The organism is Mesorhizobium sophorae (genome assembly GCF_002270415.1).
Classification (GTDB): domain Bacteria; phylum Pseudomonadota; class Alphaproteobacteria; order Rhizobiales; family Rhizobiaceae; genus Mesorhizobium; species Mesorhizobium sophorae.
This window is the reverse complement of sequence record NZ_NNRI01000022.1, coordinates 328259-341912: the sequence shown is the minus strand read 5'-3', so window position 1 is coordinate 341912 and position 13654 is coordinate 328259. Positions and strand designations below refer to the sequence as shown.

The following is a 13654-nucleotide window of genomic DNA, read 5'->3' as shown; positions in this document are numbered from 1 at the left end:
GTATTCCCTGATCCAGGCAGTCAGGCGACGTCTCCCGGCGATGGCGCGCGTTTGCGGCCGGTGAGCATGGCGCGAACCAGATTCTCACGATGCCGCAGGCTGGCCAGCAGCACGCCGCCGACATGAAGCCCGACGAGCACGAGAATTCCATTGCCCAGGATCTTATGCGTGTCCTCCACCCAGGCCACGCCCCACCAGGCATCGGTGGTCTGCATCCAGCCCGTAAGCGCAATTCCCGCCACGCAGGTGAGAAGCGCCAGCACCATGGCGCCGCCGGCAGGGTTGTGGCCGAGATGGCGCTTTTCGCGACCCTGCGCCACATCGGCTATGTACAAGCTCACCGTGCGCGGCCCACGCACGAACTGACGGAAGCGTGTGTGACCAGATCCCGCCAGCCCTGCGATCAGCCGTGAAGCTATCAAGACCCCCGCACTGTAGCCGGCCAGTTCATGCAGCTTCATGATTTCTCCCGAGGAAAGCCAGGCCACCGCAACGCACAGGACCAGCGACCAATGAAAGAGGCGGACGTAGGAGCTCCAGACCCTGACCGAGCCTTCTCGTGTCGACCCGACCGAGGCTTCTCGCGTCGACTCGACCGAGCCTTCTCGTGTCGAAGCGGTGGCGTTCATGGCGATCAACCGTCGTCGGAATCGGCGCCGACCGACTCGAGCGTCTTGGGATTGAACACGGCTTCCAGCTTTTTGCCGTTGGCATCGAGTGCCTTGGCTTCGTAGCAGCCGTTCTCGGTCTTGATGCTGCGAACCTTCCAGCCTTCGCTTTCAAGCTTCTTCTGCAGCGCCTCGCGTGGTTGCCACTGGTCGGTCGGCACATCGCATTTGTCGGCAGCGAAAGCCGGTCCGGCAACAGCCATCACCAGCGCGGTCAGGATCAAGGTTTTCATCTTGTTTTCTCCATCGGCCAATTCCGATGTCGCGGACCCTGAGCGTGAAACCTGACAGCAGCCTGAACACGAATCGTATCGCTCAAAAGCCGCAGTTGGCTTTCGTTCAGGTTCCTGTCAGCCTTGTTCCGCATGAAGGTGGCGTGTTGCTGAACACGGAGGCAAGGTGCGCGTTCTGCTGATCGAAGACGACCCCGTGCTGGGCGAGGCGGTGCGCGATCATATCGCCGCCGACGGTCATGCAGTGGACTGGACCACGACGCTTGGCGATGCCGGCGATCACCTTCATGTCGTCTCCTATGAACTCGTCCTGCTCGATCTCCATCTGCCGGACGGCAAGGGGCTCGAATTCCTGAAGACGCTGCGCCGTGAAGGCACCGATACGCCGGTCATCATCCTGACCGCGCGCGACCAGCTATCCGACCGGATAGAGGGGCTGAATTCCGGAGCAGACGACTATCTGGTCAAGCCGTTCGATCTCGGCGAGTTGTCCGCGCGCCTCGCCGCGGTCGCGCGCCGCTATGCTGGAAACCCAAATCCCCTGGTTCGGCTCGGGCCGGTCGAAATCGACCAGGCCGCCCGCCGCGTTGTCGTGGACGGCAGGGAGGCCATGCTGACGTCCCGCGAGTGGGCGGTGCTCGAGCAGTTCTTGCGCCGGCCCGGCATGACCGTCGGCAAGAACCAGATCGAGGATGCGCTCTATGCCTTCGGGGCGGAGATCGAAAGCAACACCGTCGAAGTCTATGTCAGCCGCCTGCGCAAGAAGATCGGGCGCGAGGCCCTCACGACCGTAAGGGGGCTAGGCTACCGCCTGGCATTCCCATGAGGGTCTTCGACAGCCTTGCCGGTCGCCTCGTTGCCTCGCTGATCCTGGTCACGGTCGCCTTCGGCCTGGTCGCCGCGGGCACCGGAAGCATCACCCTGCATCGTGAAATCAACGAAGCCATGGACAATTCGATGCAGGAAGCGGCCCGCCGGCTGCTGCCACTGGTCATCGACGATCTTTTCGGGCGCGAGGTTTCGCAATCGCCCCGCAGGCTGGCAGAGGCCGTCTCAGACGATATAGGCGGTCGCCTCATCTTCCAGGTGCGGGACGGCAGTGGCCGTGTTCTCCTGCACTCCTACAATGCTCCCGCGGAGCCGCTCACGGCTGAACTCGCGCAGGGCTTTTCGGAGGCCGCCGGATGGCGCATCTACACTGAGCCCGCGGTTGGCGGCACGATCTTCATCCAGGTCGCCGAACTCGATGCACGGCGCAACGAGGAAACCTTCGAAGCCGCCACCGGCTTCCTGATACCGATGGTCATCCTGATCCCGTTGAGCGCACTTGTCGCGTGGTTGACCCTGGCGCGTTTCCTGAGGCCGATTGCGACATTGCGCGGCGAGATCAGCGCCCGTCACGGCGACAACCTCGCTGCGATCCGCACCACCGAACTGCCTTCCGAACTCGCCGCCATTGCCAAGTCGGTCAACAGCCTGATGCGGCGCCTGCACATGGCGCTTGAGGCGGAAAAAGAATTCACCGCGAATGCCGCGCATGAATTGCGCACGCCGATTGCCGGCGCACTGGCACAGACGGAGCGCCTGATCGCGGAAGCTCCGGACGACGCGGCAAGAAGACGTCCGCGCCAGATCAAGGCAGCACTGTCCAATCTCGCCGGTCTGTCCGAAAAGTTGATGCAGCTGGCGCGCGCCGACGCCGGAGTGGCCGCCGCCGGAAAGCCTGCCGACCTTGCCGCGGTGGCGGCACTGGTGGTCGAAGACTTCGAACAGCACAGCGAAAACAAGGACCGCCTTCGCCTCGAAACGCCGGTGAAAGGCAAGGCGCTGGCCGCGATCGACACGGATGCACTGGCCATCGTCCTGCGCAACCTTATCGAGAATGCCTTGCGGCATGGCGCCGAAGGCGGAGAGGTTGTCGTGCGCATCGACGAAGACGCCCGACTTGACGTGATCAACCAAGGTCCGGTGGTTCCAGACCCAGGCAGCCTGATCAAGCGGTTCGAACGCGGCGCAACGCGCGCCGAGGGATCGGGCCTCGGGTTGGCGATCGTCAGCCGGATCCTGCAACAGATCGATGCGACGCTGGTTCTGAACTCACCGGCATCCGGACGGCAAGACGGGTTCGAAGCGACGATCCGGTTTCCCGCCGCCTAGAGCCGAACTCGAAGAGATAGAGCATGATGTCGTCCGAAAACCGCTTCACACTTTTCGGCATCATGCCCTAGAGCAATTCCAGGAAAAGTGTGAAACGGTTTTCCCGGGAAAAGCGCGTAGCGCTTTCCCTCAGGGAATTGCGTCAAAACAAAGAGATAGAGCGGTTCGGCGTTTCCGTGAAACGGTGAACCGCTCTAGCGTCAGCCGCGCTTGACCGCCCGCGCCGGATTGCCGACCACCGTGGTGTTCGCGGCGACGTCGCGGGTCACCACCGCGCCGGCGCCGACGATGGCGCCCTCGCCGATGCTGACTCCGCCAAGGATGATCGCGCTGCCGCCGATCCATGCATTGGCGCCGATCTCGACAGGCCTCGCGATCTCCAGCCCCGCTTGCCGCCCGGCGGCCTCCTTGTGGTGCTCGGCGCAATAGATCTGCACATTGGGGCCGAGCAGCGTTCCATTGCCGATGCGCACGCTTGCCGTGTCGAGAATGGTGCAGCCAGCGTTGAGAAAGGCGGCATCGCCGAGAAAGATGTTGAAGCCGTAGGCGCAGTGGAACGGCGCCTCGATGCGGGCGCCCTCGCCCACGCCGCCGAGCAATGCCTTCAAGCCCGGCCCGAGGTTTCCGCGCTGCCGGGGTGGCAGGCAATTGTGCTCGAACACCGCGTCTCGCGCCATGACGCGCAAGGCCTCCAGTTCGTCATCGAGGCAGGTGTACCATTCGCCGGCCGCCATCTTGGCGCGCTCGCTTCCAGCCATGACGGTGTCCTCCCTTCGGCATCCCCGCCAAAGCACAAATGACGCGGACGGAGAAGTGCCAGCTTCTGCCAATTCCGGGCGCAAATCCATTCCGATTTTTCGAAGTCATGTCTGGTCAAAGGCCAAGCCTATGCTAGCCTGCTCTTGCTGGGCTGTCCTGGCCCGGCGATGAGGGGATCAATCATGCTGTATATTCTCGCACTTCTGATCGGCGTCATTGCCGGCCTTCGCGCGATGACCGCGCCGGCCGCCGTCGCCTGGGGGGCTTATCTCGGCTGGCTGCCGGTCGCCGCCACCTGGGCCAGCTTCATGAGCCACTGGGCGGCTGTCGGCATCTTCACCATCCTGGCCATCGTCGAACTGGTCACCGACCAGTTGCCTTCGACGCCGAGCCGTAAAGTGCCGCAGCAATTCGGCGCCCGCATCATCATGGGCGCCTTTACCGGCGCTGTCATCGGCGCCACCGGCGGTTCCACCATCGGCGGCCTGATCGCCGGCGCCATCGGCGCTGTCATCGGCACGCTAGGCGGTGCCGAAGCGCGCGGCCGGCTGGCAGCCGCCTTCGGCAAGGACCCGCCCGCCGCCTTCATCGAGGACGCAGTGGCGATCATCGGCGGCTTGCTGATCGTGGCGGCGGTGGCATGACGGCAAAGACCTTCGACGCCATCATCATTGGCGCCGGACAGGCCGGCCCGTCGCTGGCCAGCCGGCTGAATGCCGCCGGCATGAGCGTGGCGCTGATCGAGCGCAAGCTGGTCGGCGGCACCTGCGTCAACACCGGTTGCATGCCGACCAAGACCATGGTCGCCAGCGCCTATGCCGCGCATCTGGCGCGGCGGGCCGCCGACTATGGTGTCACGCTCAGCGGCCCCGTCGGCGTCGATTACAAGGCGATCAAGGCGCGCAAGGACAAGGTGTCGAACGACGCCCGCATCGGGCTCGAAACCTGGATCGCCGGCATGGACAAATGCACGCTCTATCGCGGCCATGCGCGTTTCGAATCCGCCAACACCGTGCGCGTCGGCGACGACCTTTTGACCGCCGAAAAAATCTTCCTCAACACCGGCGGCCGCGCCTCGGTGCCCGACCTGCCCGGCATCCACGATACCGACTATCTGACCAACTCCTCGATGATGGATCTCGACGTGCTGCCGCGCCATCTCGTCGTCGTCGGCGGCAGCTACATCTCGCTCGAGTTCGCACAGATGTTCCGCCGCTTCGGCAGCGACGTCACGGTGATCGAGAAGTCTCCCAGGCTGACCGGCCGCGAGGACGAGGATGTTTCCGACGCCATCCTTTCCATCCTCCAAAACGAGGGCATTACGGTCCATCTCGGTGCCGACGACATCGCCTTCGCCAACCAAGGCAACGACACTGCCGTGACCTTCTCCGCCGGCAAACCGCCGGCGGTTGGCTCGCATGTGCTGCTGGCTCTGGGACGCGTGCCCAACACCGACGATCTCGGCCTCGACAGGGCCGGCGTCGAGGTCGACAAGCGCGGCTTCGTCACCGTCGACGACCAGCTGCGCACCAGCGTGCCCGGCATCTGGGCGATGGGCGATTGCAACGGCAAGGGCGCCTTCACTCACACGTCCTACAACGACTACGAGATCGTCGCCGCCAACCTGCTCGACAATGATCCGCGCAAAGTCAGCGACCGCATCGAGGCCTATGCGCTCTACATCGACCCGCCGCTCGGCCGCTGCGGCATGACTGAGGCCGCGGTGAAGAAATCCGGTCGCCGGGCGCTTGTCGGCCAGCGGCCGATGACCCGCGTCGGACGCGCCGTCGAAAAGGGCGAGACGCAGGGCTTCATGAAGATTCTCGTCGATGCCGACACCAGGGAGATCCTAGGCTGTTCGGTGCTTGGTCCCGGCGGCGACGAGGCGGTGCATTGCGTGCTCGACCTGATGTACGCCAAGGCGCCCGTCGACACGCTGGCGCGCGCGGTGCACATCCACCCGAATGTCTCGGAACTGCTGCCCACCATCGCCCAGGAGCTGAAGCCGCTGGTGTGAGACACTCACGCTCGCGCTCAGCTCTGGACTTTATGCATTGCTGCGTTGCAGCAATGCATATTGCGCGTAGCGGGGCTACGCGTTCAATCTGAATTTGAACCGATTCAGTCTGGACGCCCCATGCCTTTGCCGATCCTTGCGCTTGCCATTGCGTCCTTCTGCATCGGCACCACCGAATTCGTCATCATGGGCCTGTTGCCGGAGGTCGCCGCCGACCTCGGCGTGTCCATCCCTTCGGCCGGCCTGCTGGTCACCGGCTATGCGTTGGGCGTGGTCTTCGGCGCCCCAATCGTGGCGATGGGCACCGCGCATTTGCCGCGCAAGCCGGTGCTGGTTGGGCTCACTGCGCTGTTCGTCGTCGGCAATCTGTTCTGCGCCATCGCGCCCAACTACTGGATGCTGATGGCTGCGCGCGTCTTCACCGCCTTCGGCCACGGCACCTTCTTCGGCATCGGCTCGGTCGTTGCCGCCAGCCTGGTGCCGCGCAACAAGCGCGCCAGCGCCATCGCGCTGATGTTCGCCGGGCTGACGCTGGCCAACATCCTTGGCGTTCCCGCCGGCACCGCCCTGGGCGAAGCCTTCGGCTGGCGCGCCACCTTCCTCGCCGTGGTCGGCATCGGCCTGATCTCTGTCGCTTGCATCGCCTGGCTGGTGCCATCCGACGTCGCTGAACCGAGCGGTGGCGGCCTGCGCGGCGAATTGCGCGTGCTGGGCAAGCTACAGGTCTGGCTGGCGATGCTGATCGCCGCCCTGGCCTCGGCCAGCCTGTTTGCCGTCTTCACCTACATAAAACCCTATCTGACCGACGTGTCCGGCCTGTCCACCTCCGCCGTCACCTGGGTGCTGCTGCTGTTCGGCGCCGGCATGACCATCGGCAACATCATCGGCGGCCGGCTCGCCGACTGGAAATTGATGCCGACGGTGATCGGCACGCTGCTGTTGCTGGCGCTGCTGTTTGTCGGCTTCATGCAGTTCGGCGCCAAAGCCGGCGTTGCCATCGGCATCGTTTTCCTGTGGGGCCTGCTCATCTTCGTGGTCGTGCCGCCGCTGCAGATCCGCGTCGTCGAGGCGGCCTCCGAAGGGCCGAATCTTGCCGCCACGCTGAACCAGGGCGCCTTCAATGTCGGCAATGCCAGCGGCGCCTGGATCGGCGGCGTGGCCCTTTCCGCAGGTGTTTCCTATGCCAACCTGCCGCTGGTCGGCGCGGCATTGGCGCTGCTGGCGGTCATCGTCGCGGTGCTGTCGCAGACACTGGATAGGCGCGCGCCTGCCGTCCCGCTTCAGGCTGCCGCGGAATAACCGCTTGCGCCCATAGCGCGGCAGGCTGGACCAATCGACATCGGCACCGTCAGATTGCATGTCTTGTCGCTCTTGATGGAGGAAAGTCATGCAGAAATCGATCGAGCGCATCGCCGGCGAAAGCGAAGGAGTTTCCTACGAATTTCCGCTGTTCCGGTTTGCCGGAACCGGCAAGGCCGCTCCGTCAGCCTATCTGCAGGCGGCACTCCATGCCGGCGAGTTGCCGGGCGTCGTCGCCATCGACGCGCTGATGCCGATGCTGGCCAAGGCCGAGGCCGAAGGCCGCATCAAGGGCAACATCACCGTCGTGCCCTGGGCCAACCCGATCGGCCGCGCCCAATATCATTTCGGCGAGCATCAGGGCCGCTTCCATCTCGGCACCCGCACCAACTTCAATCGCGGCTTTCCGCTGCTTGCCGCGCCCGACGCAGCACTCTTGCCCAACACCACGCTTGGCTCCGTCGATCAGCGATTGAAGACCCGGCTGGTGCAGCTTTCGCTTGGCCACGACATCGTGCTCGACCTGCATTGCGACGACGAGGGCCTCGCCTATCTCTATGTCCATACCAGCCTGTGGCCGGCGATGGCCGACTGTGCCGCCGCCATGGGCGTCGATGCGGTGATGCTGTGGAGCGAAGACACAGACGGTACGTTCGAGGGCGCCTCGATCATGCCCTACCAGAACGTTCCCGATGACGTGGCCAAACTCGACCGTCGCGTCGCCACGACGGTCGAATATCGCGGCATCCTCGATGTCGACGGCACCTTGGCCGCCGCCGACGCCGAAGGTCTCTACCGTCTGCTGGTGACGCGCGGCGTGATCTCCGACACCGCCCTGCCCGCACCCGGTCCTTTCACCGGTGTCGTCGCACCGCTGGAAAATATCGAGATGATGCCCGCGCCCCGGGCGGGCGCCGTGCTTTATGACGTGAAGCCCGGCGACCGCGTCGCCAAGGGCGCTCGCCTCGCCACCATCGTCCATGCACCGGGTGAAACCAATGGCCGCACCGAAGTTTTGGCACCGCAGGATGGCATCATCCTCACCCGCCGCTCGCGCCGCATCATCCGCGCCGGCGAAGACTTGTTGAAGCTGGTCGGCGACAGCAAGAGCGCCGACGCCAGGTCGGGGACACTGGAGGACTGAATTAGCCCGAAATAGCCAGCCGCGCCTTCGCCTCCAACCATTCGGCCATCTGCCGGTAAGGCACCGGCCCGTGGCTGATGCGGGCGACGCCGAGTTCCGCCAGCCGCTGGCGCGGCGGCACATGCGCCAGCGCAATGATGTTGACCGGCAACGCGATTGCCTTGCAGAGCGCCTCGATCAGGCTCTCATCGCCAAGGCCCGGCGCAAAGAAGCCGTTCGCTCCGGCCCTTTCATAGGCGTGTGCTCGTTCGATCGCCTGGTCGAGCAGCGCCTTGTCGTGCGTATCCGGTTTGGCCTTGAGGAAGATGTCGGTTCGGGCGTTGAGGAATGCCGGGATACCCGAGGCCTTGACCGCCGCCGCTGCGGCTTCGATCCGCTTCACCTGTAGCGCGATGTCATGCAGGCCGGTGCCGCCAACGATCTGGTCCTCGAAATTGAAGCCGATGGCGCCGGCCTGCACGGCACGCATCACGGTGCGGGCGACGGTTTCCGGTTCAACGCCGTAGCCGCCCTCGAGATCCATGGTCACCGGCAGGTCGACCGCCCCTACGATGCGCCTGATGTTGTCGAGCGCCAGCTCCAGCGGGATCTTCTCGCCATCGGCATACCCGAAGGCGGCCGCCACCGGCCAGCTTCCCGTGGCGATCGCCTTGGCCCCTGCTTTCTCGACAATCTTGGCCGAGCCCGAGTCCCAGGCATTGTAGAGAACGATCGGGTTTCCCTTGATGTGGAGGGAATGGAACGTCCGTGCGCGGTCGATCTGCTCGGTCATTGGTGTTTTCCCATATTTCTGCCGTTGGACATCCAGCCTAAGCAGGACCGCCGGCTCTGGCGATGTGCCATGAACCGCAGAAGCGGCGGCCAACGAACAGATTTTCAAACCTGTTGCACATCCGGTTTTTCGCAGCTATGGATTTCGCCATGAACATGCGTTCGACCAAGACCATTTGGTGGTGGGCCTGCTGACAGCGGCCTGTTCGAACGCGTGCGCGTGGAAATAGAGGGTGGCCGCAACGGAATGTCCGGGCGGCCATTTGTTTTTTCAAGCCATTCCCGGGTCCGTTGCCCCAAGAAGCTGATGGAGACGGCAATGACGATGAAGGTTCTGGAAAACGGGGCGGAAAGTTTCGTGACCGGGGGTGGCATCACCATCATCCGCGAGCGCCACGACCAGCCCTATGCGGGCGCCATCGACGCTTACGTCGATGGGCTGAATGCGCGCCGCGGCGCGGTGTTTTCCTCGAATTACGAATATCCCGGCCGCTACACGCGCTGGGACACCGCCATCATCGATCCCCCGCTTGTCATTTCGGCGCGCGGCCGCACTGTCCGCATCGAGGCGCTGAACGGTCGTGGCGAGGTGCTGTTGCCGGTCATCGGCAGGACGCTCGGCAGCCTGGTCGATGTCACCATCGCCGAGAACTCGAAGAAACTGATCAGCCTCGACGTCGCCAAACCCGGCCGTATCTTCACCGAGGAGGAGCGCAGCCGGGTCCCCTCAGTGTTCACCGTGCTGCGCGCCATCACCGCTCTATTCAAGACCGAGGAAGACGCCAATCTCGGCCTCTACGGCGCCTTCGGCTACGACCTCGCCTTCCAGTTCGACCCGGTCGACTACAAGCTCGAGCGCAAGCAGAGCCAGCGCGACCTCGTCCTGTTCCTGCCCGACGAGATCCTGGTCGTCGACCATTACTCGGCCAAGGCCTGGACCGACCGCTACGACTATTCGGGCGATGGGTTTTCGACGGAAGGCCTGCCGCGTGATGAAATCGCCGAGCCATTCAAGACCGCCGACCGCATCCCGCCGCGCGGTGACCATGAGCCGGGCGAATACGCCAACCTGGTTCGCAAGGCCATGGATTCGTTCAAGCGCGGCGATCTGTTCGAGGTCGTGCCCGGCCAGATGTTCTACGAGCGCTGCGAGACGCAGCCGTCCGAGATTTCGCGCAAGCTGAAGTCGATCAACCCCTCGCCCTATTCCTTCTTCATCAATCTGGGCGAAGGCGAATATCTGATCGGCGCCTCCCCGGAAATGTTCGTGCGTGTCAACGGCCGCCGTGTCGAGACCTGCCCGATCTCGGGCACCATCAAGCGCGGCGACGACGCCATTTCCGACTCAGAGCAGATCCTGAAGCTGCTCAACTCCAAGAAGGACGAATCCGAACTCACCATGTGCTCGGACGTCGACCGCAACGACAAGTCGCGGGTCTGCGAGCCCGGTTCGGTGCGCGTCATCGGCCGCCGCCAGATCGAGATGTATTCGCGCCTGATCCACACCGTGGACCACATCGAGGGGCGGCTGCGCGAAGGCATGGATGCCTTCGACGCCTTCCTGTCGCATGCCTGGGCGGTCACCGTCACCGGCGCGCCGAAACTGTGGGCCATGCGCTTCATCGAGCAGAACGAGAAGAGCCCGCGCGCCTGGTATGGCGGCGCGATCGGCATGGTCAATTTCAACGGCGACATGAACACCGGCCTCACCCTTCGCACCATCCGCATCAAGGACGGCATTGCCGAGGTCCGTGCCGGCGCCACTTTGCTCTTCGACAGCATTCCCGAGGAAGAAGAAGCCGAAACCGAACTGAAGGCATCCGCCATGCTCTCCGCCATCCGCGACGCCAAGACAGGCAACTCCGCCAGCACCGAGCGCACCACCGCCCGCGTCGGCGACGGCGTCAACATCCTGCTCGTCGACCACGAGGACAGCTTCGTCCACACGCTGGCCAATTACTTCCGCCAGACCGGCGCCAACGTCTCGACCGTACGCACGCCGGTGCCGGAGGAAGTCTTCGACCGGCTGAAGCCCGACCTCGTCGTGCTGTCGCCCGGCCCCGGCACGCCGAAGGATTTCGACTGCGCCGCCACCATCAAGAAGGCGCGCGCCCGCGAGTTGCCGATTTTCGGCGTCTGCCTCGGCCTGCAGGCACTGGCCGAAGCCTATGGCGGCGAGCTCAGGCAACTGCATGTCCCGATGCATGGCAAGCCGTCGCGCATCCGCGTCTCGAAGCCGGGCATCATCTTCTCCGGCCTGCCCAAGGAAGTCACCGTCGGCCGCTATCACTCGATCTTCGCCGATCCGGTGCGCCTGCCCGATGATTTCATCGTCACGGCCGAGACCGAGGACGGCGTCATCATGGCCTTCGAACACCGCAAGGAACCCATCGCCGCGGTGCAGTTCCACCCTGAATCGATCATGACACTCGGCCACAATGCCGGCATGCGGATCATCGAGAACATCGTTGCCCACCTGCCGCGCAAGGCCAAGGAAAAGGCCGCCTGACGACCATGGCCGAAACCGAGAACACGATGGCGATCGCGGCCAAGGCCGCGGCGAAGCGCAAGGTCGCCAACCTTGCGTTCTGGTCGATCATCATTGCCGCAGTCGTGCTCGGTCTGAAGCTCGTCGCCTGGTACATCACCGGCTCGGTGGCGCTCTACTCGGACGCGCTGGAATCGATCGTCAACGTTATCGCCTCGATGGCCGCCTTCTGGGCGATCCAGGTCAGCTACAAGCCAGCCGACCAGGACCATCCCTTCGGCCACCACAAGGCCGAGTATTTCTCGGCTGTTCTCGAAGGCGTGCTGATCGTTCTCGCCGCGCTTTTGATCCTGAACGAGGTCTGGCGAGCCTGGCAGGTGCCAGCGCCCATCGAAAAGCCCTGGAACGGCCTGGCGGTCAACGGCATCGCGACGGTGATCAATGCCTTCTGGGCCTGGACGCTGATCCGCGCCGGCAGGGCCGAGAAATCGCCGGCGCTGGTTGCCGACGGCAATCACATCATGACTGATGTGGTGACCTCGATCGGCGTCTTCGGCGGCCTGGTCGGGGCAATCCTCACCGGCTGGCACATCCTCGACCCGGCACTCGCCGTCATCGTGGCGCTGAACATCCTGTGGCAGGGCTGGCACGTCATCGGCTCGTCGATGAACGGCCTGATGGACCGTGCCGTCGACACGCAGGCGCACATGCGCATCCGCGACGTCATCTCGGCCAACTGCAAGGGCGCGCTGGAGGTGCATGACCTGAAGACGCGCATCGCCGGCCGCGCCACCTTCATCGAGTTCCATCTGGTCGTCGACGCCGACATGTCGGTCGGCGCAAGCCATGTCATCTGCGACCGTATCGAGGACGCGCTGAAAGCCGAAATCCCCTCGGTGCGCGTCACCATCCATGTCGAGCCCGACGACGAAGCCAAGCTGCCGAAAGGCACGACTGCCGTGCCGTTCGCCTGAGGTCAGCTCACGGCGCGCAGGCCGATTGCGGCATCGGCTGCAGCCGGTAGACCTTGTCGTCGGATTTCGTCTTGCCGTCGGCGGCCTTCGAACACAGATCGACGATCGCCAGGCTGCTGTTGGGATTGGCCAGCATCATGGTGCCGTTGACGCCGCGCTTGAGGAAAATCTCCTTCTGCGCGATGTCGCAGGAAAAATCGCTCATCTTCGAACTTGCCGCGCAGCGCCACTGGTCGGCCTCGCCCTGGCAGGAATAGGTCTGCGTGACCTTGGCCGATTTCTGCCGCGTGGTGACGGTGACGGCAATGTCGGCGCCATCGGGCCAGTTGGCTGCGTCGCCCCCTGAAGCAAAAGATGCCAGCTCCACCGAGCCACGGAAAACCCGGATCGACTGCGTCAGCTGATCGGGGTGCGAGGCCAGGTGCGACGCGTCATAGTCGCGCCCATAGCAGAAGGCCTGGTCCGGCTTCAGCCGTTCGCGCAGCGGGGCCCCGAGCGCCGGGTCGATCGGATCGATGCGCGCGAACTCCGCCTTGCAGGTCGCGGCCGGCATCGGGTCGAGGCGGAAATTGTCATCTTCCTTGCCCAGCGCCTGCCTGTCGTATTCCGCTGCACCCAGTTCCTCTTCCGACCCGGCATCCAGATAAAGATCGGGCTGCACGTCAGTGAGGATCAGGCTTCCTTTGTCATCGACTTTCAGCGAGGCCAGGGTGCGGTCGCAATCCATGCCGCAATGGATTGGGCCTGATTTGCCGTCCTCGGACTCGTGATTGCACCAGCCGCCGGCCCATTCAGGCGCCTTGGCGCCGCGCACGGTGGTGGCAACGAAGGCATTGTACGATGAGTCAGAATTCGCGGCCGGCTCTTCATTCGGCCGGCTGACCGGATCATGGCCATAGTAGAAGAAGATTCGCGCCACCTTCTGCTTCGGATGCGCCTTGAGATGTGCTGCGTCATAGACGCGGCCGAAACAGGCGTCGGCACCATTGGGGCTGAGTTCGGTGAGCTTGAGTGCGTCATCGGCCAATGCGGAGCCAGCAAGCGCGGCAAGCAGCGCGACACCCCAAGCGCTGCGCGCCAATACCTTACAAAGCGTCATGTGACCCCTCCTCCGCATCGACAGGACGTAGCGTCAATTTATGCT

13 protein-coding genes are annotated in these 13654 nt (G+C 64.1%); 8 read left to right on the top strand and 5 right to left on the bottom strand.

Annotated elements, in window-relative coordinates:
- Positions 1-20: 20 nt before the first annotated feature.
- Both CGZ66_RS32685 and CGZ66_RS32680 read right to left on the bottom strand, forming a co-directional pair.
- Positions 21-629 carry a cytochrome b/b6 domain-containing protein gene (locus CGZ66_RS32685; RefSeq protein WP_095090811.1) on the bottom strand — a complete coding sequence of 203 codons (609 nt, stop codon included), beginning with the start codon at positions 627-629 and terminating at the stop codon, positions 21-23.
- 5 nt (positions 630-634) lie between these two features.
- Positions 635-901, bottom strand: coding sequence for a PepSY domain-containing protein (locus CGZ66_RS32680; RefSeq protein WP_095091693.1), 267 nt, complete (start codon positions 899-901; stop codon positions 635-637).
- Between the two features lie 166 nt (positions 902-1067).
- Between CGZ66_RS32680 and CGZ66_RS32675 the strand changes: the two genes are divergently transcribed.
- Both CGZ66_RS32675 and CGZ66_RS32670 read left to right on the top strand, forming a co-directional pair.
- The gene (locus tag CGZ66_RS32675; RefSeq protein ID WP_095090810.1) at positions 1068-1727 is read left to right on the top strand and encodes a response regulator; all 660 of its coding nucleotides are present in this window, start codon (positions 1068-1070) and stop codon (positions 1725-1727) included.
- Complete coding sequence (locus tag CGZ66_RS32670) at positions 1724-3058, top strand: ATP-binding protein (RefSeq protein ID WP_095090809.1); 1335 nt, start codon at positions 1724-1726, stop codon at positions 3056-3058. Before CGZ66_RS32675 ends, CGZ66_RS32670 begins: the two co-directional genes overlap by 4 nt.
- Before the next feature lie 200 nt (positions 3059-3258).
- Here the strand turns inward: CGZ66_RS32670 and CGZ66_RS32665 are convergent, their stop codons facing one another.
- On the bottom strand, positions 3259-3816 hold the full coding sequence (locus CGZ66_RS32665; protein WP_095090808.1) for a sugar O-acetyltransferase: 558 nt from the start codon (positions 3814-3816) through the stop codon (positions 3259-3261).
- A 183-nt stretch (positions 3817-3999) separates the two neighbouring features.
- Between CGZ66_RS32665 and CGZ66_RS32660 the strand changes: the two genes are divergently transcribed.
- From CGZ66_RS32660 to CGZ66_RS32645, 4 genes are all read left to right on the top strand, one after another.
- A complete protein-coding gene (locus tag CGZ66_RS32660; protein ID WP_095090807.1) occupies positions 4000-4461 on the top strand; it encodes a DUF4126 domain-containing protein in 462 nt (153 codons plus the stop codon).
- Complete coding sequence (locus tag CGZ66_RS32655) at positions 4458-5834, top strand: FAD-containing oxidoreductase (protein ID WP_095090806.1); 1377 nt, start codon at positions 4458-4460, stop codon at positions 5832-5834. The genes CGZ66_RS32660 and CGZ66_RS32655 overlap by 4 nt, the downstream gene beginning before the upstream one ends.
- 120 nt (positions 5835-5954) lie before the next feature.
- Positions 5955-7133 (top strand): MFS transporter, encoded by a 1179-nt coding sequence (locus CGZ66_RS32650; protein ID WP_095090805.1) that lies wholly within the window; start codon positions 5955-5957, stop codon positions 7131-7133.
- An 88-nt stretch (positions 7134-7221) separates the two neighbouring features.
- Positions 7222-8277: a succinylglutamate desuccinylase/aspartoacylase family protein gene (locus CGZ66_RS32645; protein WP_095090804.1), complete on the top strand. Its 1056-nt coding sequence runs from the start codon at positions 7222-7224 to the stop codon at positions 8275-8277.
- Between the two features lies 1 nt (position 8278).
- Here CGZ66_RS32645 and CGZ66_RS32640 read toward each other — a convergent pair whose 3' ends face one another.
- A complete protein-coding gene (locus CGZ66_RS32640; RefSeq protein ID WP_095090803.1) occupies positions 8279-9049 on the bottom strand; it encodes an isocitrate lyase/PEP mutase family protein in 771 nt (256 codons plus the stop codon).
- A 318-nt stretch (positions 9050-9367) separates the two neighbouring features.
- On the opposite strand from CGZ66_RS32640, the gene CGZ66_RS32635 reads away from it, so the two are divergent.
- Both CGZ66_RS32635 and CGZ66_RS32630 read left to right on the top strand, forming a co-directional pair.
- On the top strand, positions 9368-11557 hold the full coding sequence (locus CGZ66_RS32635; RefSeq protein ID WP_095091692.1) for an anthranilate synthase: 2190 nt from the start codon (positions 9368-9370) through the stop codon (positions 11555-11557).
- A 5-nt stretch (positions 11558-11562) separates the two neighbouring features.
- Positions 11563-12510 carry a cation diffusion facilitator family transporter gene (locus CGZ66_RS32630; RefSeq protein ID WP_095090802.1) on the top strand — a complete coding sequence of 316 codons (948 nt, stop codon included), beginning with the start codon at positions 11563-11565 and terminating at the stop codon, positions 12508-12510.
- 7 nt (positions 12511-12517) lie between these two features.
- Here the strand turns inward: CGZ66_RS32630 and CGZ66_RS32625 are convergent, their stop codons facing one another.
- Positions 12518-13609: a hypothetical protein gene (locus CGZ66_RS32625; protein ID WP_095090801.1), complete on the bottom strand. Its 1092-nt coding sequence runs from the start codon at positions 13607-13609 to the stop codon at positions 12518-12520.
- Positions 13610-13654: the final 45 nt, after the last annotated feature.

Excerpts from the sequence above, each read along its gene's own strand:
- CGZ66_RS32685 (WP_095090811.1), bottom strand. The coding sequence starts at position 629 with ATGAACGCCACCGCTTCGACACGAGAAGGCTCGGTCGAGTCGACGCGA.
- CGZ66_RS32680 (WP_095091693.1), bottom strand. The coding sequence starts at position 901 with ATGAAAACCTTGATCCTGACCGCGCTGGTGATGGCTGTTGCCGGACCG.
- CGZ66_RS32670 (WP_095090809.1), top strand. The coding sequence starts at position 1,724 with ATGAGGGTCTTCGACAGCCTTGCCGGTCGCCTCGTTGCCTCGCTGATC.
- CGZ66_RS32665 (WP_095090808.1), bottom strand. The coding sequence starts at position 3,816 with ATGGCTGGAAGCGAGCGCGCCAAGATGGCGGCCGGCGAATGGTACACC.
- CGZ66_RS32660 (WP_095090807.1), top strand. The coding sequence starts at position 4,000 with ATGCTGTATATTCTCGCACTTCTGATCGGCGTCATTGCCGGCCTTCGC.
- CGZ66_RS32655 (WP_095090806.1), top strand. The coding sequence starts at position 4,458 with ATGACGGCAAAGACCTTCGACGCCATCATCATTGGCGCCGGACAGGCC.
- CGZ66_RS32650 (WP_095090805.1), top strand. The coding sequence starts at position 5,955 with ATGCCTTTGCCGATCCTTGCGCTTGCCATTGCGTCCTTCTGCATCGGC.
- CGZ66_RS32645 (WP_095090804.1), top strand. The coding sequence starts at position 7,222 with ATGCAGAAATCGATCGAGCGCATCGCCGGCGAAAGCGAAGGAGTTTCC.
- CGZ66_RS32640 (WP_095090803.1), bottom strand. The coding sequence starts at position 9,049 with ATGACCGAGCAGATCGACCGCGCACGGACGTTCCATTCCCTCCACATC.
- CGZ66_RS32635 (WP_095091692.1), top strand. The coding sequence starts at position 9,368 with ATGACGATGAAGGTTCTGGAAAACGGGGCGGAAAGTTTCGTGACCGGG.
- CGZ66_RS32630 (WP_095090802.1), top strand. The coding sequence starts at position 11,563 with ATGGCCGAAACCGAGAACACGATGGCGATCGCGGCCAAGGCCGCGGCG.
- CGZ66_RS32625 (WP_095090801.1), bottom strand. The coding sequence starts at position 13,609 with ATGACGCTTTGTAAGGTATTGGCGCGCAGCGCTTGGGGTGTCGCGCTG.